Source organism: Cupriavidus neocaledonicus (assembly GCF_000372525.1).
GTDB lineage: Bacteria > Pseudomonadota > Gammaproteobacteria > Burkholderiales > Burkholderiaceae > Cupriavidus > Cupriavidus neocaledonicus.
In genome coordinates, this window is sequence record NZ_AQUR01000106.1 from 193,348 (window position 1) to 213,939 (window position 20,592).

At 66.9% G+C, this 20,592-nt stretch carries 20 protein-coding genes and 1 pseudogene; 13 read left to right on the forward strand and 8 right to left on the reverse strand.

Features of this window, described 5'->3' with window-relative positions; all coding sequences use genetic code 11:
* Positions 1-61: 61 nt before the first annotated feature.
* The 5 genes from A3AG_RS0126765 to A3AG_RS0126785 form a co-directional block, all read right to left on the reverse strand.
* A complete protein-coding gene (locus A3AG_RS0126765; RefSeq protein ID WP_018008363.1) occupies positions 62-769 on the reverse strand; it encodes an ABC transporter ATP-binding protein in 708 nt (235 codons plus the stop codon).
* A complete protein-coding gene (locus tag A3AG_RS0126770) occupies positions 756-1,520 on the reverse strand; it encodes an ABC transporter ATP-binding protein (RefSeq protein WP_018008364.1) in 765 nt (254 codons plus the stop codon). The genes A3AG_RS0126765 and A3AG_RS0126770 overlap by 14 nt, the downstream gene beginning before the upstream one ends.
* A complete protein-coding gene (locus tag A3AG_RS0126775; protein WP_018008365.1) occupies positions 1,513-2,544 on the reverse strand; it encodes a branched-chain amino acid ABC transporter permease in 1,032 nt (343 codons plus the stop codon). The genes A3AG_RS0126770 and A3AG_RS0126775 overlap by 8 nt, the downstream gene beginning before the upstream one ends.
* Before the next feature lie 10 nt (positions 2,545-2,554).
* Positions 2,555-3,418 (reverse strand): branched-chain amino acid ABC transporter permease, encoded by an 864-nt coding sequence (locus A3AG_RS0126780; protein ID WP_018008366.1) that lies wholly within the window; start codon positions 3,416-3,418, stop codon positions 2,555-2,557.
* Between the two features lie 108 nt (positions 3,419-3,526).
* Positions 3,527-3,706, reverse strand: coding sequence for a hypothetical protein (locus A3AG_RS0126785; RefSeq protein WP_018008367.1), 180 nt, complete (start codon positions 3,704-3,706; stop codon positions 3,527-3,529).
* A 372-nt stretch (positions 3,707-4,078) separates the two neighbouring features.
* Between A3AG_RS0126785 and A3AG_RS32065 the strand changes: the two genes are divergently transcribed.
* Both A3AG_RS32065 and A3AG_RS0126795 read left to right on the forward strand, forming a co-directional pair.
* Positions 4,079-5,158, forward strand: a complete 1,080-nt coding sequence (locus A3AG_RS32065) for a glycosyltransferase family 4 protein (RefSeq protein WP_018008368.1) — start codon at positions 4,079-4,081, stop codon at positions 5,156-5,158.
* Between the two features lie 32 nt (positions 5,159-5,190).
* Entirely contained in the window at positions 5,191-7,401 is a 2,211-nt protein-coding gene (locus A3AG_RS0126795) for an amylo-alpha-1,6-glucosidase (RefSeq protein WP_018008369.1), read from the forward strand.
* On the opposite strand, the gene A3AG_RS34365 is transcribed toward A3AG_RS0126795, so the two are convergent.
* The gene (locus tag A3AG_RS34365) at positions 7,398-7,616 is read right to left on the reverse strand and encodes a hypothetical protein (protein ID WP_181955797.1); all 219 of its coding nucleotides are present in this window, start codon (positions 7,614-7,616) and stop codon (positions 7,398-7,400) included. The two genes, A3AG_RS0126795 and A3AG_RS34365, sit on opposite strands and share 4 nt — an antisense overlap.
* Before the next feature lie 183 nt (positions 7,617-7,799).
* Between A3AG_RS34365 and A3AG_RS33625 the strand changes: the two are divergent.
* A pseudogene (locus A3AG_RS33625) lies at positions 7,800-7,973 on the forward strand (ATP-binding protein); the annotation flags it as partial.
* Positions 7,974-8,070: 97 nt separating this feature from the next.
* On the opposite strand, the gene A3AG_RS0126810 reads toward A3AG_RS33625, so the two are convergent.
* Positions 8,071-9,522, reverse strand: a complete 1,452-nt coding sequence (locus tag A3AG_RS0126810) for an efflux transporter outer membrane subunit (protein ID WP_035849726.1) — start codon at positions 9,520-9,522, stop codon at positions 8,071-8,073.
* Positions 9,523-9,716: 194 nt separating this feature from the next.
* Here A3AG_RS0126810 and A3AG_RS0126815 point away from each other — a divergent pair, with 194 nt between their 5' ends.
* The 9 genes from A3AG_RS0126815 (at position 9,717) to A3AG_RS0126850 (ending at position 17,763) form a co-directional block, all read left to right on the forward strand.
* Positions 9,717-10,205, forward strand: a complete 489-nt coding sequence (locus A3AG_RS0126815; RefSeq protein WP_018008373.1) for a winged helix-turn-helix transcriptional regulator — start codon at positions 9,717-9,719, stop codon at positions 10,203-10,205.
* Between the two features lie 100 nt (positions 10,206-10,305).
* Entirely contained in the window at positions 10,306-11,424 is a 1,119-nt protein-coding gene (locus A3AG_RS0126820; RefSeq protein WP_018008374.1) for an HlyD family secretion protein, read from the forward strand.
* Positions 11,424-13,025: a DHA2 family efflux MFS transporter permease subunit gene (locus A3AG_RS0126825; protein ID WP_018008375.1), complete on the forward strand. Its 1,602-nt coding sequence runs from the start codon at positions 11,424-11,426 to the stop codon at positions 13,023-13,025. Before A3AG_RS0126820 ends, A3AG_RS0126825 begins: the two co-directional genes overlap by 1 nt.
* 13 nt (positions 13,026-13,038) lie before the next feature.
* Complete coding sequence (locus tag A3AG_RS34115; RefSeq protein ID WP_145987519.1) at positions 13,039-13,239, forward strand: hypothetical protein; 201 nt, start codon at positions 13,039-13,041, stop codon at positions 13,237-13,239.
* Positions 13,240-13,267: 28 nt separating this feature from the next.
* Positions 13,268-14,455 carry a thiolase family protein gene (locus A3AG_RS0126830; protein WP_018008376.1) on the forward strand — a complete coding sequence of 396 codons (1,188 nt, stop codon included), beginning with the start codon at positions 13,268-13,270 and terminating at the stop codon, positions 14,453-14,455.
* 69 nt (positions 14,456-14,524) lie between these two features.
* Positions 14,525-14,983 (forward strand): MaoC family dehydratase, encoded by a 459-nt coding sequence (locus tag A3AG_RS0126835; protein WP_018008377.1) that lies wholly within the window; start codon positions 14,525-14,527, stop codon positions 14,981-14,983.
* A gap of 12 nt (positions 14,984-14,995) precedes the next feature.
* A complete protein-coding gene (locus A3AG_RS0126840; RefSeq protein ID WP_018008378.1) occupies positions 14,996-15,934 on the forward strand; it encodes a ketopantoate reductase family protein in 939 nt (312 codons plus the stop codon).
* 395 nt (positions 15,935-16,329) lie between these two features.
* Positions 16,330-17,016 (forward strand): TolC family protein, encoded by a 687-nt coding sequence (locus tag A3AG_RS32070; protein ID WP_018008379.1) that lies wholly within the window; start codon positions 16,330-16,332, stop codon positions 17,014-17,016.
* A gap of 12 nt (positions 17,017-17,028) precedes the next feature.
* On the forward strand, positions 17,029-17,763 hold the full coding sequence (locus A3AG_RS0126850; protein ID WP_018008380.1) for an MgtC/SapB family protein: 735 nt from the start codon (positions 17,029-17,031) through the stop codon (positions 17,761-17,763).
* 921 nt (positions 17,764-18,684) lie between these two features.
* Here the strand turns inward: A3AG_RS0126850 and A3AG_RS0126855 are convergent.
* Positions 18,685-19,446: an IclR family transcriptional regulator gene (locus A3AG_RS0126855; protein WP_018008381.1), complete on the reverse strand. Its 762-nt coding sequence runs from the start codon at positions 19,444-19,446 to the stop codon at positions 18,685-18,687.
* A 92-nt stretch (positions 19,447-19,538) separates the two neighbouring features.
* On the opposite strand from A3AG_RS0126855, the gene A3AG_RS0126860 reads away from it, so the two are divergent.
* Positions 19,539-20,510, forward strand: a complete 972-nt coding sequence (locus tag A3AG_RS0126860) for a Bug family tripartite tricarboxylate transporter substrate binding protein (protein WP_018008382.1) — start codon at positions 19,539-19,541, stop codon at positions 20,508-20,510.
* The last annotated feature ends 82 nt before the right edge of the window (positions 20,511-20,592 follow it).

The following is a 20,592-nucleotide window of genomic DNA, read 5'->3' on the forward strand; positions in this document are numbered from 1 at the left end:
TTTCTTCCTCTCCCGCAAGCGGGAGAGGGAGTACGCAATCGGTAATCGAGGCCTTTCGGATTCAGCCTCCGATATACGCCTTGCGAATGCCCTCATCCTTCAACAGCGCATCGCGATCGCCCTCCATCACGATCTTGCCGCTCTCGATCACATAGGCGCGATGCGCAATCCCCAGCGCCGCGTACGCGTTCTGCTCCGCCAGCAACACCGTGGTGCCGGCGCGGTTGATGCGCTGGATGATCTCGAACATCTGCTTGACCACCAGCGGCGCCAGGCCGAGCGACGGTTCGTCGAGCAGCAGCGCGCGCGGGCGGCTCATCAGCGCGCGTCCCAGCGCCACCATCTGCTGTTGCCCGCCGGACAGCGAGCCGGCCGGGTCGTCCTTCTTCTGCCGCAGGATCGGGAACAGTTCATAGACCTCGTCCAGCGTCTTACGGATGCCCGCGCCGTCGCGCCGGTGCACGTAGGCGCCCAGCACCAGGTTCTTCTCCACGCTCATCGCCGGGAACAGCTTGCGGCCCTCGGGGCAATGCACCAGCCCCGCCTGCACGATCTGCGACGGCTTCATGCCGGACAGCTCGCGCCCGTCGAAGCGCATGCTGCCGCCGCTGATGCGGTGGATCGCGCTCATCGCCAGGAAGATCGAGCTCTTGCCGGCGCCGTTGGCGCCGAGCAGCACCACCAGCTCGCCGGCGCCGGCGTGCAGGGTGATGTTGTCGAGGGCGCGGAAGCTGCCGTACGACAGCGAGACGCGTTCAAGCTGCAACATGGTCGGCTCCCAGGTAGGCCTCGATGACATGCGGATCCTGCTGGATCTGCGCGGGCGTGCCTTCGGCAATCTTCTCGCCGTAGTTCAGCACCATGATCTTGTCGGCCAGGCGCATGATCATGTCCATCTTGTGTTCGATCAGGCAGACCGTCTTGCCATGGCGCACCATCTTGCGGATCAGCTCGGCCAGGCCGACGGTCTCTTCCGGGTTGACGCCGCCGGCCGGTTCGTCCAGCAGCAGCAGTTCCGGGTCGGTCGCCAGCGCGAGCGCGAATGCCACGCGCTTGCGCGCTTCCTGCGTGATGTCGGCCGCGACCTCGTGCGCGAGGTGCGACAGGCCGACGAAGTCCAGCGCGGCCTCGGCCTTGTCGCGGCACAGCCGCTCTTCCTCGCGCAGGCGGCGGGTGTTGAACAGCACGTCGCCCAGGCCGGAACGGGTGCGCAGCCGGTGGCCGACGATCAGGTTGTCGAGCACCGTGGCGCGGTCGAACAGCGCCGTCGCCTGGAAGGTGCGGGCCACGCCCAGGCGCGCGATCTGGTCGGCGCGCAGGCCGGCGATGTCCTGGCCCTTGAACAGGATCTGGCCGGAGGAGGGCGCATGGGTGCCCGCCACCAGGTTGAAGAAGGTGGTCTTGCCGGCGCCGTTGGGGCCGATGATGGCGTTGATGTGGCCCTGTTCGAAGGTCACCGAGACCTCGTGCACGGCGGTCAGGCCGCCGAATTTCTTGGTCAGGTTGCGGATCTCAAGCATGGTCGGCTCCGGCGCGGGTGGTCGGTACAGGGGCGGTGTTGCTCGCGGCGGCGGGCTGGGCCAGCTTGCCGCGGCGCTCCGCGGCGGCCCTGCGCGCCTGCTTCTTCAGGTAGGAGCCGACGATGCCGTCGGGCACGAAGATGATCAGCAGCACCAGCACCGGGCCGAACACCAGCATGCGGTAGTCCTGCATGAACTGCAGCGACTGCGTGATCCACGGTACCAGCACCGCGCCCAGCAGCGGCCCGAACAGCGTGCCGATGCCGCCCACCAGCATCGACATCACCATGTCGAAGGTCAGGTCGGTGCGGGCGATGTCCGGGCCCAGGAAGCGCACCTGTCCGGCGTACAGCGCGCCGGCAAAGCCGGCGTAGCCCACCGACAGCACGAACGAGAGCACCTTGGTGCGCATCAGGTTGATGCCCAGCGCCTCGGCCAGCGCGTCGCTGTTGCGCACGGCCATGAAGCTGCGCCCCAGCAGCGAGGTGACGATGCGGTGCATCAGGAAGACGCCGAGCGCCAGGAAGGCCAGCACGAGGTAATACTGCGCCTGCACGCTGTCGAAGGCGAGCGGCCCGATCGCCGCCGGCACCGGGATGCCGATCAGGCCCACGGTGCCGTGCGTCAGGCTTTCCCACTTCTCGATCAGCAGGTAGATGATGTAGCCCACGCACATGGTGAAGATCGAGAAGTAATGGCCCTTCAGGCGCAGCGACACCACGCCGACCACATAGCCCAGCACCATGCACAGCACCCCCGCCAGCACGAAGGCCAGCCAGAACGGCACCTGGTAGTCCACGGTCAGGATCCCCAGCGTATAGGCGCCGATCGCCATGAAACCGCCGTGCGCGAGGTTCAGCTGACCGGTATAGCCGGTGATCAGGTTCAGCCCCAGCGTGGCGATGGCATAGATGAAGGCCAGCGTCATCACCGTCAGGTAGTAGCTGTTGGGCGTGACCAGCGGGAAGGCGATGGCCAGCGCCAGCAGCAGCATCCAGCCGGTCTTTCCTTGCAGTGCTTTCATGTCTTGCTCCTCAGGCTGCCTTGCCGGCAAACAGGCCCTGCGGCCGGATCGACAGGATCACCACCAGCAGCACGAAGGCGATGATGTCCTTGTAGTCGGTGGAAACGTAGAAGCCGCCGAAGCTCTCGGCCATGCCGATGATCAGCCCGCCGACGATGGCGCCGGGGATGCTGCCCATGCCGCCCAGGATGATGATGACGAAGGCCTTGGTGATCACCAGGTTGCCCATGCTGGGGTAGACCAGGTTGATCGGCGCGTACAGCGTGGCGGCGATCGCGGCCAGCGCGCCGGAGATGGCGAACACCAGCAGCGTGACCCGCGTGGCGTCGATGCCGACCAGCGCCGCGCCTTCGCCGTTCTGCGCCATCGCCATGATGGTGGCGCCGGTCATGGTGCGGGTCAGGAACAGGTGCAGCAGCACCATCAGCGCAAAGGCGGCGCCGATGATCAGCAGGCGCTGCAGCGGCGCGGCCAGGCCGAACACGTCGACGATCTGGCCATAGGGCGTGGGCATGCGGTGGAAGTCCGCGCCCCACAGCGCCTGCGCGCCGGCTTCCAGGAACAGCAGGATGCCGATTGCGGCGATCATGTCGTGCAGCTCGGGCGAATTGCGCAGCGGGTGGAACACCAGCCGGTCGGCCAGCATCGACAGCACCGCCACCACCAGCGCCGCGCCCAGCATCGCCAGCCAGTAGTTCACGCCCAGCGCGGTCATCAGGTAGTACGACACGTAGGCGCCGGCCATGTAGAAGGCGCCGTGCGCGAAATTGGGCACGTGCAGGATGCCGTAGACCAGCGTCAGGCCAAGCGCCACCAGGCTGTACACGCCGCCCAGCGTCAGGCCGTTCAGGATCTGTTGAAGGAACAATGCCACGGGATACCTCGTACGGTTCGGGAAAGCAGGCACGCGCCGGCGGTGGCCGTGCGTGTTCCGTCGCGGCGGCGCCGGGCGCGGCCGCGCAGGGGAAACTCGGGCAGTGGGTCAGGCCAGCGGCAGCGCGGGCTGTCGTGCCGGGAAGCGCGCGACGGTGCGTGCGGTGTGGCGGGCGTTGTTGCGCGCCTTGTTGCGCGCCTTGTCGCGGGCCTTGTTGCGCGGGCGCGCCGGGTCCACGCGTGGGACGCGGCAACGGCGATGCGCAATGCGGTGCTGCGGATGCTGCATGGCGGTGTCTCCTGTGCGATGCGGCGCGATGGCCGCCCGGCAAGCCGGACGGCGTTGCCGCCCGGTGACGCCGTGTCGGGAAAGCGTTCCCGCACGATCGTTCGTTTTCGCCGACTTTTGCATAGTCGCGCGGGCACCGTCAAGGAAAGCGGCCTGCTATTCCGCACGGCGAAATAGCACCGGTCGCGCCTCCGGGTAAGCCCTGACGGACAGGGCTGCCACCATTGCTGCGCCACATGGTTGCCATGCCGCGCCTGCATGGTCCGGACCAGCTTGAAAAAGCCGCCGCCGCTTTCTATGGTGCCTTCATCAGCCCAGGCACTGTCGCGGCAATCCACCCTGCAGTTTGCTAGTCACACGGGGGGAGAGCCGATGAAGATTGCGCAGATTGCACCACTCGCCGAACGCTGCCCGCCCAGCCTGTATGGCGGCACCGAGCGCATCGTTTCGTACCTGACGGAAGAACTGGTGCGCCAGGGCCACGAGGTCACGCTGTTCGCCAGCGGTGACTCGGTCACCGGCGCCGAGCTGGTGCCGTGCTGCGACATGGCACTGCGCCTGGATGCGGACGTCGGCGACCATCTGCCTTACTACGTGATGATGCTGGACCGCGTGATGGCCGCCGCCACGCGCTTCGATGTCCTGCATTTCCATATCGACATGCTGCAATGCCCGCTGCTGCGGCGCCTTCCGGTGCGGGCGGTGACCACCTTGCACGGCCGGCTCGACCTGCGCGAGCTGCGGCCCTTCTATGCGCATTTCCCGCAGTTTCCGCTGGTGTCGGTCTCCGACGCGCAGCGCGCGCCGATGCCGCCGGTGAACTGGGTGGGCACGGTGCACCATGGCATCCCGGCGACGCTGCTCGACTACTGCGCCAATCCGGCGGGCGACTACCTGGCATTCCTCGGCCGCATCTCGCCGGAGAAGCGCCCCGACCACGCCATCGAGGTGGCGGCGCGCGCGGGTTGGCCGCTGAAGATGGCGGCCAAGATCGACCGGGTCGACCGCGCCTACTGGCAGGAAGTGATCCGCCCCCTGGTGGCGGCGCACGCCAACGTCGAATACATCGGCGAGATCGACGAGTGCGCGAAGTCGTCCTTCCTGGGCAATGCGCGCGCGCTGCTGTTCCCGATCGCCTGGCCCGAGCCTTTCGGCCTGGTGATGATCGAGGCCATGGCCTGCGGCACGCCGGTGATTGCGTTCGACTGCGGTTCGGTGCCGGAAGTGATCGAGCCGGGGATCAGCGGGCATATCGTGCACAGCGTCGACGAAGCGGTGGCCGCCGTCGCCAGCGTGGCCACGCTGCCGCGCGCCGGCGTGCGCGCCGCGTTCGACGCGCGCTTTACCGCGGAGCGGATGGCGCGCGACTACGTGCGCATCTACCAGGGCTTGCCTTACCCCGGCGACGCGGGCGAGGCACATGGCGAGGCCGGCGGACTGGCGCTCGCATAACCGCACACGACCACTGCTGGAGAGACCCGCTCATGCCTGCAGAATCCACGGAACATCCCAACCGCTCGGTGGCGGTCGCCGGCGCCGGCGATGTCGCGCAGTTCTATATCCCCGCGGCGGCGTCGCTGCAGGAGCGGCGCCCGCGCACGCTCAAGCATGGCGACACCTTCGCGCTGTTCGACCATAACGGCGATGCGATCGGTGCGCCGGGCAGCCCGGAGGGGCTGTTCCATTTCGACACGCGCCACCTGTCCTTCCTGCGGCTGACGGTGGAAGGGCAGCGCCCGATGCTGCTGTCGTCAACGCTGCGCGACGACAATGCCGCGCTGACTTGCGACCTGACCAATCCGGACCTGTTCGACCAGGAGGGCACGCTGTGGCTCGAGCACGACCTGATCCACCTGCGCCGGTCGCGCTTCCTGTGGAACGGCGCCTGCTATGAACGGCTGAGCGTGCGCAACTTCGACGACCGGCCGCGGCGCGTGTGCATCGACATCGCCTTCGATGCGGACTTTGCCGACCTGTTCGAAGTGCGCGGCACGCAGCGGCTGCGGCGCGGCAGCCTGCACCCGGCGCAAGTCGACGGCGCCGCGGTCACGCTGAGCTATACCGGCCTGGATCAGGCGCGGCGCGAAACCCGGCTCTCGTTCGACCCGGTGCCGCAGGCGCTGAGCGGCAGCCGCGCCAGCTTCACGCTGCTGCTCAAGCCGTCTTGCACGCAGCTGCTGCGCATGGAGATCCGCTGCAAGTCGGTGGACCACGAGGAGCGCGAGGCCCAGTCGTTCCTGGGCGCGCTGCTGCAGTCGCGGCGCGAGCTGCGGCGCTCGTCCGGGCGCGCGGCGTCGATCACCACGTCCAACGAGTTGTTCAACGAAGTCGCGCGGCGCAGCATCTCCGACCTCTACATGCTGCTGACCAACACCGTGCACGGACCTTACCCGTATGCCGGCATCCCGTGGTTCAGCACGGTATTCGGCCGGGATGCTCTGATCACGGCGCTGCAGACGCTATGGCTCGACCCCGAGATCGCGCGCGGCGTGCTGCAACACCTTGCCGCGCTGCAGGCCGAGGCGGTCGACCCCGGTGCCGATGCCGAGCCCGGCAAGATCCTGCACGAGATGCGCCATGGCGAAATGGCGCGCCTGGGCGAGGTGCCATTCGCGCTCTACTACGGCAGCGTCGACGCCACGCCGCTGTTCGTGCTGCTGGCCGGCGCCTACCTGCGGCGCACCGGCGATGTCGATACCGTGCGCGCGCTGTGGCCGAGGCTGCAGGCCGCGCTGGACTGGATCAGCGAATACGGCGACCGCGACGGCGACGGGTTCGTCGAATACGGCCGGCAGTCGCCGGAGGGCCTGATCAACCAGGGCTGGAAAGACAGCCGCGACTCGGTGTTCCATGAGGACGGAGGGCTCGCCGCCGGCCCGATCGCGCTGGCCGAGGTCCAGGCCTACACCTACGGCGCCTGGCAGGCCGCCGCGCAGATCCGCGCGGCGCTGGACGACAGCGAGGGCGCCGCCCGCTATGCCGCCAGGGCCGAAGTGCTGCGCGACGCCTTCGACAAGCACTTCTTTGACCCCGTGCTGGGCACCTATGTGCTGGCGCTGGATGGCCGCAAGCAGCCGTGCCGCATCCGCGCTTCCAACGCGGGGCATACGCTGTTTACCGGTATCGCGCTGCCGGAGCGCGCGCCGTCGGTCGTGGGCACGCTGATGCAGAGCAGTTCCTTCTGTGGCTGGGGCATCCGCACCGTCGCCGCGGATGCGGCGCGTTTCAATCCGATGAGCTACCACAACGGCTCGGTCTGGCCGCACGACAATGCCCTGATCGCGGCGGGCATGGCGCGCTACGGCTACCACCCCGAAGCCAGCCGCATTTTCGAGGGCCTGTTCGCGGCATCGAGCTATATCGACCTGCGCCGCCTGCCCGAACTGTTCTGCGGCTTCGCGCGCCAGCGCAGCCAGGGACCGACCTTCTATCCGGTGGCGTGCGCGCCGCAGGCCTGGGCCGCGGCCGCGCCGCTGCTGATGCTGCAGGCCTGCCTGGGCCTGGACTTCGACACGCAGGAGCCGGCCATCACGTTCGAGAACCCGTCGCTGCCCACGTTCCTGGACGAGGTGGTGTTCCGCAACCTTGGGGTCGGCGGCGGCAGCGCCGACGTGGCGGTGCGGCGTTCCGGCGAGCGCGTGGTGGTCGATGTGCTGGAGCGGCGCGGTCCGGTGCGGGTGCTGACGCGGAATTAGCCATCCACGCCTGGCACGCCGGGCCAGCCCGGATTGATCGGCTGTGGTCGTCCCACCCATCCGCTTGTCCGGTCGGCGGACGCCGGCAGAAGGGCGACCCCCTCGGCGGGGTGTTCGATGACGTGCAGGTCATCCGCGACCTGTCTGGGCCGTGCGAGTTGCGGTACATGGCTCGTCGGCAACTTCACGATGTGGGCGGAGATCTTCTGCGCCATTGCCTGCTGCAACGCAGGCTGAGTCCTATGATCGTGCTCGCTGAGGTCGGGCGGTGAGTGCAGCCACGCAGCGGGCGGCACTGAAGGCGTAAGGGCGCATACTAGCGCGCCGACGATCGGCAATCCATGCGCGGACAGGAGGGCGACGAGGTAGTCGTACGCGCTCGTCATGTACGGACTGGGCTCGAAGCGGTGGTCCAGCCGTTTGTCCGGCTCGAGGCATCGCGCAACCGCGAGACTGGCGGAACTGGGCTGGGCTTGGCCATTGCGCACCAGTTGGCGCTGTCGCTCGGTGGCTCGCTGACGCTGCGCAATCGCGAAGGCGGCGGGCTGGAAGCGCAGCTCAGGCTGGGCTGAGACAGCAAGCCGGCCCGGCCGGCGCGCGGGATTTCGCGTGGCCGCGGGCACTGTGGCAATCATGGCGCCGCGCTGCTGAAGTCAGCGGCCATGCAGGCTACCAGCCGCCGCCCAGCGCACGGAAGGTTGCCACCGCCGCGCGGGCGTTGTCGGCATGCACTCTTGCCTGCTGATCGCGCGCGGCAAGCAGCAGGCGGTCTTCCTCCAGCACTTCGAACAGGCTGACGGCGCCGCCCTTGTAGGCATCCTCGGCCGCGCCGCGCGCACGGGCGTGCGCAGCCACTTCGGTGGCAAGGTCCTTGCTCTGCAATTCCAGCTGGGTCAGGGTGATGATCGCGTTCTCCACGTCCTCGGTGGCGCGCAGCATCGCCTTGCGATAGACAGCCAGCGCCTCGGCGTTGGCGCCCCTGGCCTGCGCCACCTCGGCGTCCACCCGGCCGAAGTCGAACAGCCGCCAGCGTAGCCCTGCCGCAGCGGCGGGCTGGAACGCGGCGGCGGTGAACAGCTTGCCGGCGGCCAGGCTTTCGAAGCCGAGCAGTGCCGCCAGCGACAGCTTGGGGTAGTACTCGGCGGTGGCCACGCCGATGCGGGCGCTGGACGCCGCCAGCCGGCGTTCGGCGGCCATCACGTCAGGGCGGCGCTGCAGCAGGTTGGCGGGGCCTTGGGCCACGGAAATCCGCGGCACCGTGGCGCGCTCGACCGGGGTGAGCAGTTCGGCCGCGTAGGTGCCCGGATGCGCGCCCATCAAGACGTCGAGGCGGTTCAGCTGCGTCTCCAGTTCGATTTGCAACGGCGGGATGGTCACGCGAGTCTGCGCGAGCTGGGCTTCGGCCTGGGCCCGTTCACGTTCCGCGCCGACGCCGTCAGCAAGGCGGAACTGCACCAGTTCCAGCAGCCGCGCATTGGTCCGCACCTGCTGCTGCGCGATCGCAATGCGCTGCTGAGCGCCGCGCACGCGGAAGTACGCGTCGGCGGCCTCCGCGGCCACCAGCACGCGCACGCCCAGGTGCTCGGCTTCCGCAGCCTGTGCTTCCGCGCCGGCGGCCTCCGCACCGCGTCGCAGGCCGCCCGCTACATCGATCTCCCAACTCGCGCCGGCGCCAACGCTGTACAGCGTGTTGTTGCGGTCAAAGCCCGGCCGGTTCCTCGCAAGGCTGCCCGGCGGTCCTTCCAGCGACTGGTGTTGCCGGCTGACGCTGCCTGACAGCGAACCTTCGGGCAGCAATGCGGCACCGGCGTGCCGAGCCACCGCCCGGGCCTGGTCGACACGCGCGATCGCGGCGGCCAGGTCGAGGTTCTGTTCCAACGCTCGCTGGATCACCCGGGTTAGCGCCGGGTCGTCAAAGCCCTGCCACCAGCTGTCCAGCGCCGGCGCTTCGCGGGTGGCTTCACGCGCTGCCAGGGCAGGAGCGTGCGGGTAGGCGGCGGGCAAGTCCGACGACGGGGTCTTGTAGTCAGGCCCCACCGCGCACGCGGCCAGCGTTGCCGCCAGCAGCAGCGGCACGGCGCGGCTGATACCGGCACCTGCGCGCTGCGCAGGGGAACGCACGCGAACACGGGAAACGGAGGGGGGAACGGAACGGGAGGAATCTTGCGGCATGGCTGACACCTTTCAACGGCGACCTTCAACGACCTGACAGCGGCGGATACGGCGCAAACGAAAAACTAACTTGCATAACGATAGTTACTACTCTAGACTAACTTTCAAATTGAAAGCAACTAGATTTTCAGAGGTCGCTGCTCATGCCCAAAAAGCCACTTGCCGAACTGCCGTGTCCTATCGCCCGCACGGCGGCACGCGTTGCCGACAGCTGGAGCGTGCTGATCCTGCGCGAGGCGTTCTATGGCGTCACCCGCTTTGACGAGTTTCAGCAGAACCTGGCGATCGCTCCCAACATGCTCACCCGCCGGCTCAATTCGCTGGTCGAGGAGGGGATGCTGGAACGCCGCCAATACTGCGACCGGCCGCCGCGATCCGAATACATCCTGACCGAGCGCGGCCGCGATTTTCGCCAGGTTCTGCTGGCCATGCTGGCCTGGGGCAACAAGCATCTCGCGCCCGAAGGCGAAAGCGTGCATCTGGCCAACCGCCACACCGGCGCTCGGGTGGAGCCCGTGCTGGTCGATCCTGCCACCGGCAGCCCGGTCACCGGCGCGGACTACCACATTGCGCCCGGTCCGGCCGCCAGCGATGGTGTGCGCCGGCGCCTGTCCCGCTCGGCCGAGCACTAGGCCGCTTCGCAATTTCCCACCGCCGGGTTTTCCGTTCCATTCCCACCAAAGGCACGGTGCAGCCCCCGTAGCAACAAGCAGAGAGCAGAAAGGAAGTGCCATGAGTAGCGATACGCTGACTGATCGGGCCGGTACCGACACCGTCCCCGAGTCGAAATCCCGGACCCGTCCCAAACACTTGCTGGTTGCAGCCGCCGTGGCTGTCGCGGGTCTGGCGGCTGTCGGCTATGGCCATCACTGGTGGACATCGGGCCGTTACCTGCAAAGTACCGACGATGCCTACGTCGGCGGCGATGTCACGGTGATCGGTGCCAAGGTCGGCGGCTATATCGCCGAAGTCGCGGTGACCGATAACCAGTCGGTCCGCGCCGGCGACGTGCTGGTGCGCCTTGACGACCGCGACTATCGCGCCGCGCTGGCCAAGGCGGAAGGCGCCGTGGCCGCGCAGAAGGCGCTGCTGGCCAACCTCGATGCCACGGCGCGGCTGCAGGAGGCGGTCATCGCGCAGGCCAGGGCGGGCATCGCGGCGGCCAATGCCGACACGGTGCGGGCGCGCGACGACCAGCTCCGCTATGCCAGCCTGGTGGCCAAGGCGGCCGTCTCGATCCAGAGCTCGCAGAAGGCCGACTCGGATTACCAGCAGGCGCAGGCCAACGGCGACAAGGCCCGCGCCGCGCTGCAGGCAGCCCAGCGCCAGCTGGATGTCATCGGCACGCAGAAGCAGCAGGCCGAGGCAGCGCTGTTGCAGGCGAGCGCCGAGCGCGATATCGCGAAGCTCAACCTGAGCTATACGGAGCTGCGCGCCCCGGTGGACGGCACCGTCGGCAATCGCCGCGCACGCGTCGGCGCCTTTGCCGGCGCGGGCAGCCAGCTGCTTTCTATCGTTCCGGCCAACGGGCTTTGGGTGGACGCCAACTTCAAGGAAGGGCAGCTGGCTCACATGCGCCCCGGTATGCCGGTCGAAGTGGAGGCCGATATTTTGCCCGGACGCGTTTTCCATGGCCGCGTCGCGAGCCTGGCGCCCGCCACCGGCGCGCAGTTCAGCGTCCTGCCGGCGGAAAACGCCACGGGCAACTTCACCAAGATCGTCCAGCGCGTACCGGTGCGGATTCGCCTCGACGACCAGGACGCCCGGCTGGGAGTGTTGCGCCCGGGCCTGTCGGTCATCGCGCAGGTCAATACCCATCCCGCGACGCGATCCACGCCGCAGGTGCAGTGATGACGACGGCCAGCGTGAGCACCCCTGCGGCCACCGTGGCGACGTCGCCGGACGCAATGTCCACCGGCGCCAAAGTCCTCGCCTTCGGCACCATGTGCGTGGGCATGTTCATCGCCTTGCTGGATATCCAGATCGTTTCCGCGTCGCTGCGCGATATCGGCGGCGCGCTCTCGGCCGGCGCCGATGAAACGGTATGGGTGCAGACCAGCTACCTGATCGCCGAGATCATCGTCATTCCGCTGTCCGGCTGGCTGTCGCGCGTGATGTCGACGCGCTGGCTGTTCGCCGCCTCGGCGGCCGGCTTCACCGTGACCAGCCTGCTGTGCGGGGTGGCGTGGGACATCCATAGCATGATCGTGTTCCGGGCGTTGCAGGGGTTCCTGGGCGGCTCGATGATCCCGCTGGTGTTCACCACGGCGTTCGCATTCTTCGCCGGCCCGCAGCGCGTGATCGCGGCGGCCACCGTCGGCGGGCTGGCTTCGCTGGCGCCAACCCTCGGCCCCACGGTGGGCGGCTGGATTACCGACCACTTCTCGTGGCACTGGCTGTTCTTCATCAACCTGATGCCGGGCATCTTCGTCACCATCGCGGTGCCGCTGCTGGTCAAGGTCGACCGGCCCAACTGGTCCCTGGTGCGCGGCGCCGACTATCTCGGCATTGCGATGATGGCGCTGTTCCTGGGCTGCCTGGAATACACGCTGGAGGAAGGCCCGCGCTGGGACTGGTTCGACGATGACGTGATCCTGACGACGGCGTGGATTGCCGGTGTCTCGGGCGTGGCCTTTATCTGGCGCACGCTGACCTATGCCAACCCGATCGTCGATCTGCGCGCGCTCAAGGATCGCAACTTCGCGCTTGGCTGCTTCTTCTCCTTTGTCACCGGCATCGGCATCTTTGCCACCATCTACCTGACGCCGCTGTTCCTGGGGCGGGTGCGCGGATTCAGCGCGCTGGACATCGGGCTGGCCGTGTTCTCGACCGGCGTGTTCCAGATGGCTTCGATCCCGCTCTATGCCTTTCTGGCCAACCGCGTCGACCTGCGCTGGCTGATGATGGCCGGGCTGGCGATGTTCGCGGTGTCGATGTGGTTCTTCGCGCCCATCACCCACGACTGGGGCGCCGCGCAGCTGCTGCTGCCGCAGGCGCTGCGCGGCATGGCACAGCAATTTGCCGTGGCGCCCACCGTGACCCTGACGCTGGGCAGCCTGCCGCCGGAGCGGCTCAAGCTGGCGTCCGGCCTGTTCAACCTGATGCGCAACCTGGGCGGCGCCATCGGCATCGCGGCGTGCGCGACCGTGCTCAACGACCGCGGCAACATGCATTTCCTGCGCGAGGCGGAGCACCTGAACATCCGCAATGAAGCCATGGGCAGCGTGCTGCAAGGGCTCACCGACCAGTTCGTCGCGGCCGGGCACGACGCCCTGGACGCGCATACGGCCGCCCTAAAACAACTGTGGGGACTGGCCTGGCGCGAGGCCCAGACACAGACCTTCGGCGATGCGTTCCTGGTGATCCTGGTCTGCTTCGTCGTCGCCACGGCGATGGTGCCACTGATGCGCAAGGTCGCGGCGCCGAAGGCCCCCTCGGCGGATGCCCACTGATCTGGGAGCAAAGATGAAAGCCGTTCTGTTCAAACCTTTGTTGTGTGCCGCGCTGATCGCGGGCGGGGTGACGCTGGCCTACGCCGGCAATGAGCGACCGCGTGACACCGGCGTAGGGTGTGCCCGGGCAGGCAATTCGTATTGCAATCTTCAGGAGGCGGGCAACGGACGTTTGCCGTATGGCGGCACGAGTGAAGCGCGTGTGGCCGAGTGATCTTTGGTTTGTTGGCAGGAGAAGAGCAATGCATGCAAGAGATGTCGTGCTGTGTCAGCCGGTGCGGACCGCCATTGGCGCCTACAACGGCTCATTGAAGTCCATTGCGGCGACCGATCTCGGGGCCGCGGCAATCCGGGCCAGCGTGGAACGTTCGGGTATCGATCCCGGCGAAGTCGGCAGCGTGGTGTTCGGCAACGTCATCCAGGCCGGCAACCGGATGAACCCGTCCCGGCAGGCTGCCATTGGGGCAGGGCTGCCGGTTTCGGTTCCGGCGATGACCGTGAACCGCGTCTGCGGCTCGGGTGCGCAGGCAATCGCCACGGCTGCCGACGAGGTGCGCCTCGGCTATGTCGACATCGCCGTCGCGGGTGGCATGGAAAACATGGACCGTGCACCTTACCTGATGACGTCCGGGCGCTGGGGCCAGCGCATGGGCGATTCCGTGCTCCGTGACAGCATGCTGTACGACGGACTGCATGACGCCTTCTCGGGCGAGCATTCCGGATGGCATACCGAGGATCTTGCCGCCCGCTACGAGCTCAGCCGCGAGGCGCAGGATCGCTGGGCCGAACGCTCGCAACGCAATTTCGCACGGGCGCAGGCGAACGGCCGCTTCGCCGGCCAGATCGCCGGCGTGGCCGTCAACGGCAAGGGCGGTACGACGACTTTCGAGGTGGATGAAGCCAACCGGCCCGATACCACCCTGGAGGCGCTCGGCCGGCTCAAGCCGGCGTTCCGGCCGGACGGCACCATCACCGCGGGCAATGCTCCCGGGCTCAACAGCGGCGCCGCGGCCATGATCGTGGCGGAACGTTCGCTGGCCGAAGCCCGCGGGCTGCAGCCGCTGGGCCGGCTCGCGGCCTACGGGGTGGGCGCCGTGGAGCCCGGCATGTTCGGCCTGGGGCCGGTCCCGGCGGTGCGGCAGGCGCTGCAGCGCGCCGGCTGGGCGCTGGGCGATATCGAGCGCATCGAGATCAACGAAGCCTTTGCCGCGGTGCCGCTGGCCGTGGCGGCGGAACTGGGCCTGCCCCACGACATTATCAATGTCGACGGCGGCGCGATCGCGCACGGCCATCCGATCGGTGCGACCGGGGCGGTGCTGGCCACGCGCCTGCTGCATGCGATGCGCGCGGACGGCATCCGGCGCGGCATCGTCACGCTGTGCATCGGCGGAGGCCAAGGGATTGCACTGGCGCTCGAGGCCCTGGCCTGAGCCGTCCGTCGTCATCCCGCGCGCGCCGGTCGTCCGGACCGGCGCAATCACCACCAGGAGGAGCAAACCATGAACATTCAATATATCGAGGATCTGGCGCCGGGCCAGAAATATGGTTCGGGGCGCCTGACCGTCGAGCCCGAACGGATCAAGTCCTTCGCGGCTGAATTCGACCCGCAGCCTTTCCACCTCGATGAAGCCGCAGCCCGCGACACGCTGTTCCGCGGCCTCGCCGCGAGCGGCTGGCACACGGCGGCGCTGACCATGCGCCTGCTGGTCGACGGCGAACTTCGTCCCGCGGGCGGCATCATCGGCGCCGGCTTCGAGGAACTGCGCTGGCCCAAGCCGGTGCGGCCCGGCGACGTACTGCGTGTCGAGAGCGAGATCCTCGAGGTGCGCACGTCGAAGTCCCGTCCGGACCAGGGCATCGTCAAGGTGCGCATCACCACCTTCAACCAGCACGACGAAGCGGTGCAGGCAGGCGTCGTCAACCTGGTGGTGCAGTGCCGTCCTGGCGGCAATGCGTAGACGGGAGGCGCCATGAAGATTCTGGTACTCGGTGCCGGCGCCATGGGCGGCTACTACGGTGCGCGGCTGATCGAGGCGGGCGCGGACGTTACCTTCCTGGTGCGGCCCGGCCGCGCCCAGGCGCTGAAACGCCAGGGGCTGGCGGTACGCAGCGAACTGGGGGACTTTCATCGCCCGGTCAGGACCGTCCTGGCGGGCCAGGCATACCCGCAGTACGACCTCATCCTGCTGGCATGCAAGACCTATGACCTTGCCGATGCCATCCAGGCGGTCAGTCCGGCAGTGGGCCGGGACACCGCGGTGCTGCCGTTGCTCAACGGGATGGGCGCCTATGACTCGCTCGACCAGTGCTTTGGCAGGCAGCGCGTGCTTGGTGGAGTCGCCTATATCGCGGCCACGCTGGCGGCGGATGGAACCGTCTTGCACGCCGGCCGCGCGGACCGCCTCATTGTCGGGGCTCGCGCCGGCCAGGCATCGGCCATTGCTGCGGAAGTGCACGCGCTGCTGTCGCGCGCGGCGGGGACGCGCGAAGTCTCGGGAGCCATCGAGCAGGAACTGTGGAACAAGTGGACCATGATTGCGGCCGGCGCCGTGATGACATGCCTGATGCGCGGCTCGGTGGGAGACATCATGAAGACCCAGGATGGCCGCCGGCTGATGCTCGATGCGATGGCCGAGTGCCGCTCGGTGGCGCGGGCGTGCGGCCATGCCATTTCCGAACCCGTGGTGGCCACGATGCAGTCCCGGTTGCTGGACGACACCTCGACCTGGGCCGCTTCGATGATGCGGGACATTGCGCAGGGCGCGCCGCGCATCGAAGCCGACGCCATCGTCGGCGACCTGATCCGGCGTGCCGCCGCCCAGGGGAACGAGGTGCCATTGAGCCGCACGGCCTATTGCCACCTGCAGGTCTACGAGCGCCAGCGTGCCGCCGCGCAGGCTGCGGCTTGACCTGCGATCCGGCCGCGGCCGCGCCATGACGGTCGCGCTCGCCCGGCTCATGCGGTGCTCGCAGCAGCGATGCCGTCGTCCGTAAGGCGGGATGCGGCATGACGCGGCGTAGCCGGAGTCACTCTCCTTGGCAGGGGGTTTCCCGGGGTGTCCCAATGCATCAATTGGCGGTCCCGAAATGTCAAATGGCCTTCCCCGGCATCGTAAATACTGGCTCGCGTCGACTGGAGACCTACTCCAGCGCAGGTTATGAAGAGATCCAGCAACCAGACTGGCCTAGGACCTGAGGAGCTAATCATGCTGTACAAGCACGTGCATGTCCTAGCCGCCGTCGCGAAGTCACGGCGCAGTCCGCGCTGGAGCAACAACGGACTCGATTCCAGGAAACGGTCGGCATGCCGCCCGATCAGCTCACCGCACTGGCACCAAAATTCGTGCCGAGGCCGCCGGAGCCGGACAATCTCGCGGCGTGGCAGGCAAGGGGTGAAGAGCAGAGTTACCTGGTGAAGACCCGGCAGTCGGAGCTCGACATTGCCGGGACGGAGATCGACAAGTACCGCGTCAGCAGCCGCCCGACCGTCGCGCTGGTAGCACGTTATGGCGCACAAGGGCAATCCGGCAACCTGGCTCCGTGGATCGCAGCCAGCAACACCCGCACCGCGACGGTCGGCCTGCAGCTCAACATTCCGCTTTACGCGGGCGGCGGTCTGGATTCGCGCGAGCGGGAGTCCATTGCGCGCAAGAGCCAGGCGGAGCAGGAGCTTGCCGCCGCCCGGCGCGACGTGCGCCTGCAGGTGCAGGACGGATTCCTCTCGGTGAAAACGGGCGTGTCGCGCGTCGCCGCACTCGAGCAGTCGCTGACTTCGGCGCGTAGCGCGCTCGCGGCGACGACGCTTGGCCGTGACGTGGGAACCCGTACGGAACCCGACGTGCTGGACGCGCAGCAGCGCGTGTTCGCCGCCGAGCTTGACGTGGTCCAGGCACGCCTGGATTACCTCCTTGGCCGTCTGCGTCTTGCCGCCGCGGCCGGCGAGCTCAGCGAGGAAACCTTGCGCTCGCTGAATGCCTGGCTCGCATCCTGATCGCGAAACCCCATGATTGGAGATCTGCAGCACTATTGGAGCGGTAGCTATCTCGTTGCCAACGCGTTCATCGGATTGAACCTGGTGGGCGCGTTGCTGCTGGGAATGCTGGTTGGCTACGAGCGCTCGTACAACGGCCGTGCCGCTGGCATGCGCACTTATGGCCTCGTGTGCATGGCGTCGACGGCATTGACGGTGTTCGTCGGCTACCCGGCGCTGTGGTACGGCGGTGCTGCAGCGCACGCCCAGGCAGACCCGACCCGTATCGTACAGGGGGTCGTCACCGGCGTCGGCTTCCTTTGCGCGGGGGTCATCATGAAGGACGGCATGACTATCCGGGGCCTCACGACCGCGGCATCGATCTGGGCCGCCTCGGCCATAGGCGTGTTGCTGGGCGTGGGCTTTTATGCCGCCGGGTTGCTGCTCGCTGTGCTCTGCGTGGCGTCGATGTCCCTGCTGCATCGGCTGGAGGCCCGGCTTCCGGGCCGTATGACGCTTGACCTGTCGCTGACTTTCCAACCCGGAGAAGCGCCTGATTTGGATCTGCTGATCGACAGGGCAAGGGCTCGCGGCTATCGCGTGCTGCACGACACCCTGAACATCACGTTTGCCGACAACCAGGCAGTGTGGCGAGTCAGCCTGGTTGCGCCGGACAAGGCGCGTGCGATTTCGCCGGCTTCGCTGGCAGCCGAGATGGCTGCAACCGAGGGTGTCTCGCGGTTCAGCATCGTACCGGTGCGCAGTTAGCCGGATAAGCCCGGGTAAGCGCGACGAAGTGTTGCTCATCCCTGCAGCCTGGCACCCAGAATGCACCTTTTACCGTTTTGGTGATTGGTATTTTCGTTAAACCTATTACTTGCGACGGGCGATGATTACGCCTCTAATGAGTTCGTGGCAGGCGAAGGTCACGACCAAGCCTCTTTTGCGAGACAGGGCTTCTGTTCGCGACCGCCGCAACGGTCTACGAGCCGCAGGTCACAGCGTCATTGACGACCGTCTCTTCTCGGCCCGGGAGCAAGTTAGCCGGCTTCTGTCATCGGAAGAATAGGCTCCGGTCGCCGTATCGTGCCACCACGCGCCCCTGGCAGCGGCTTTCGCGGGAAGCTCCGTTATTCTGTCTTGAAAACTTGGCGCTACATCGCGATGCATATAACTCCGGACCAACTCCACCAGTGGCACCTTTGGACGGTCGCCCCGGAAGCGCGAGGGCGACGGCTCGTGAGCGCAGCCTACGTAGCGCTTGCGTGAGAGGTTGGTGTCCGTAGGAATGCTGCGGTGCGGAGTCAGTGTCGTTCGTCTATTCACGACCCTTCTGCGACGTCCACAGCCGCATCTTTTTCACGTACGCGCGCATTCGTAGCTGCCGTCGCTTCGTTAACGCTTGCGACGTCGGCAAGGTATCTGGGAACGCGGCGTCGAGATTGCTCTGCACGCCCAGCCTACGCATTACCTTGATGAGAATCGACAAACGCACATCGCGGCCAGCTTCCAGGATTGCAGGCTACGGCGTGCATGAATAGTCGAAGGAATCAAGGGCGCTTGCCCCGTCTCTGCCACTGAGGCGGGTAGTTCCAGTGGCAGCTTTGCAGCCGATGGCCGACATGGGCTTCAAGGAAGACGAGTCCCACTCGACTGTGCAAATCAGTGAAGTTTTCCCGGACCATTGTCTCAAGGATGCCAAGTGGATGGCTTCGCGGTCTGCCCGCGGGAGCCGGAGATCAGATAAGACATTTCGCGGCCCGCAGCCAGCATCAGTTCGGCGTATTCGCTCAGCTTGTCGCGGGTCAGGCGGCTGATCGGGCCAGAGATGCAAAGCGAGCCTGCCAGCGTCCAGTTAATGCCAAACACGGGAACTGCAATGCTGGAAACTTCTGGCTCGCGTTCCCCCATAGAAATGAAATAGCCGTCTTTGCGGATCGTTTCGTAGGGCTCGCCCATTTCACCGGCAAAGGCCCGCAACACACGGCCGGGGGCGCCAATCAACGGCAGCCTTTCACCTACGCGCACGTGGTGTCGCACCGCGCCGGGCCCTTCCACGCGCACCAGGCAGGCCCGCGTGTCGCCCTCCCGGACGTAAAACGCGGCACTCTCTCGAGTCTCGTACGAGATGCGTCGCAACACGGGTTCGACCGTTTCGCTAACGCGAAATGCGGCCTGATAGCGTGCGCCGAGCCATCCCGCCGCAGCGCCGAGTCGCCATTGGCCATCGTCCCTTTGCACCAGATACTCGGATTGAGCGAGCGTCCTCGCGGTGCGCAAGACGGTTGATTTGCCCATGCCGACACGACGACTGAGTTCAGCGAGCGTGAGCGCGGTGTCGTCGGCCGAAAACGCTTCCAGGATCTGTAATGCCCGCGTTACTGCGACGATTGTGTCTTTATCAGCACTTTCCTTGGCATCTTCCAAAGCGGGCGAAGTGTTCCGGTTCATGGCACGCGTTCCGTAGTAGACAACGTGATTGTACACCTCGCAACGACTCCCTATAGTTAGCGCATAGAACAAGGCTTACCACGGAGACAACCTTGAAACGCACTACCCGCCTTCTGGCCGCCTGCGCCATTTTCGGCCTACTGCCGCTGTCCGCAGTGGCCGAGACCTATCCCACCAAGCCTATTCGCCTGATTGTGCCGTTCCCGCCGGGCGGAGCGCCGGATGCTTTCTCGCGCGCCATCGGCAATCAGATGAGCCGCGACCTTAATTGGACGGTAGTCATCGAAAACAAGCCCGGCGCCGGGGGCAATCTGGGCATTGAAGCCGCTGCCAAGGCGGCGCCAGACGGTTATACGCTGGTGTTCGGCCAGACCAGTAACCTGGCCATCAATCCCTCGCTGTACAAGAAACTCCCGTACGACCCGGGCAAGGACCTGGCGCCGATCGGGCTGATCGCCTCGGCGCCACTGGCGCTCGTGGTGGCGAGCAACTCCCCATACCGCAACCTCGGCGAAGTGCTGGCAGCAGCCAGGGCAAAGCCGGGCACCGTCACCTTTGGCACGCCAGGCAACGGCACCGTGGCTCATCTCGCCATGGAACTGTTGCAAAAGCAGGCCGGCGTGAAGCTGCAGCATATCCCTTACAAGGGCGCGTCGCAGGCGCTGACCGACGTGCTGAGCGGGCAGGTTGCCATCTATATTGGTTCCGTGCCGACCGTCATGGGGCAGATCAAGAACGGCAAGCTGCGCGGCCTGGCGGTGACCTCGACCCAACGCTCCGCCCAGCTTCCGTCGACGCCTACCGTCACGGAGGCCGGTGTGAAGCAGTTTGAAGCCGATACCTGGTTCGGCCTGCTCGCGCCCGCCGGCACGCCTGCGCCGATCCTGGAAAAGCTCAATGCCGAACTGAACCGCGCCCTGAAGACGCCTGACGTCAAAAACAAGATCGAAGCCGAAGGCGGTCGTGTCCTCGGCGGCAGCAGCACGGAATTCGCATCGTTGATGCAGAAAGACCTGGCCCGCTGGCGCGTGGTGGTCAAGGACTCCGGCGCCACCATCGACTGAGCGCCGACGCGCTTTCGTCGCCAAGCACTTCCTAACCATTTCGCATCATTGCAGAACCTCCCGCCGTGGGTAACCAGGCGGG

What these genes read in the sequence shown, in the direction of transcription:
- A3AG_RS0126765 (WP_018008363.1), bottom strand. Translation starts at nt 769, where the DNA reads ATGTTGCAGCTTGAACGCGTCTCGCTGTCGTACGGCAGCTTCCGCGCC.
- A3AG_RS0126770 (WP_018008364.1), bottom strand. Translation starts at nt 1,520, where the DNA reads ATGCTTGAGATCCGCAACCTGACCAAGAAATTCGGCGGCCTGACCGCC.
- A3AG_RS0126775 (WP_018008365.1), bottom strand. Translation starts at nt 2,544, where the DNA reads ATGAAAGCACTGCAAGGAAAGACCGGCTGGATGCTGCTGCTGGCGCTG.
- A3AG_RS0126785 (WP_018008367.1), bottom strand. Translation starts at nt 3,706, where the DNA reads ATGCAGCATCCGCAGCACCGCATTGCGCATCGCCGTTGCCGCGTCCCA.
- A3AG_RS32065 (WP_018008368.1), top strand. Translation starts at nt 4,079, where the DNA reads ATGAAGATTGCGCAGATTGCACCACTCGCCGAACGCTGCCCGCCCAGC.
- A3AG_RS0126795 (WP_018008369.1), top strand. Translation starts at nt 5,191, where the DNA reads ATGCCTGCAGAATCCACGGAACATCCCAACCGCTCGGTGGCGGTCGCC.
- A3AG_RS34365 (WP_181955797.1), bottom strand. Translation starts at nt 7,616, where the DNA reads ATGGCGCAGAAGATCTCCGCCCACATCGTGAAGTTGCCGACGAGCCAT.
- A3AG_RS0126815 (WP_018008373.1), top strand. Translation starts at nt 9,717, where the DNA reads ATGCCCAAAAAGCCACTTGCCGAACTGCCGTGTCCTATCGCCCGCACG.
- A3AG_RS0126820 (WP_018008374.1), top strand. Translation starts at nt 10,306, where the DNA reads ATGAGTAGCGATACGCTGACTGATCGGGCCGGTACCGACACCGTCCCC.
- A3AG_RS0126825 (WP_018008375.1), top strand. Translation starts at nt 11,424, where the DNA reads ATGACGACGGCCAGCGTGAGCACCCCTGCGGCCACCGTGGCGACGTCG.
- A3AG_RS34115 (WP_145987519.1), top strand. Translation starts at nt 13,039, where the DNA reads ATGAAAGCCGTTCTGTTCAAACCTTTGTTGTGTGCCGCGCTGATCGCG.
- A3AG_RS0126830 (WP_018008376.1), top strand. Translation starts at nt 13,268, where the DNA reads ATGCATGCAAGAGATGTCGTGCTGTGTCAGCCGGTGCGGACCGCCATT.
- A3AG_RS0126835 (WP_018008377.1), top strand. Translation starts at nt 14,525, where the DNA reads ATGAACATTCAATATATCGAGGATCTGGCGCCGGGCCAGAAATATGGT.
- A3AG_RS0126840 (WP_018008378.1), top strand. Translation starts at nt 14,996, where the DNA reads ATGAAGATTCTGGTACTCGGTGCCGGCGCCATGGGCGGCTACTACGGT.
- A3AG_RS32070 (WP_018008379.1), top strand. Translation starts at nt 16,330, where the DNA reads ATGCCGCCCGATCAGCTCACCGCACTGGCACCAAAATTCGTGCCGAGG.
- A3AG_RS0126850 (WP_018008380.1), top strand. Translation starts at nt 17,029, where the DNA reads ATGATTGGAGATCTGCAGCACTATTGGAGCGGTAGCTATCTCGTTGCC.
- A3AG_RS0126855 (WP_018008381.1), bottom strand. Translation starts at nt 19,446, where the DNA reads ATGAACCGGAACACTTCGCCCGCTTTGGAAGATGCCAAGGAAAGTGCT.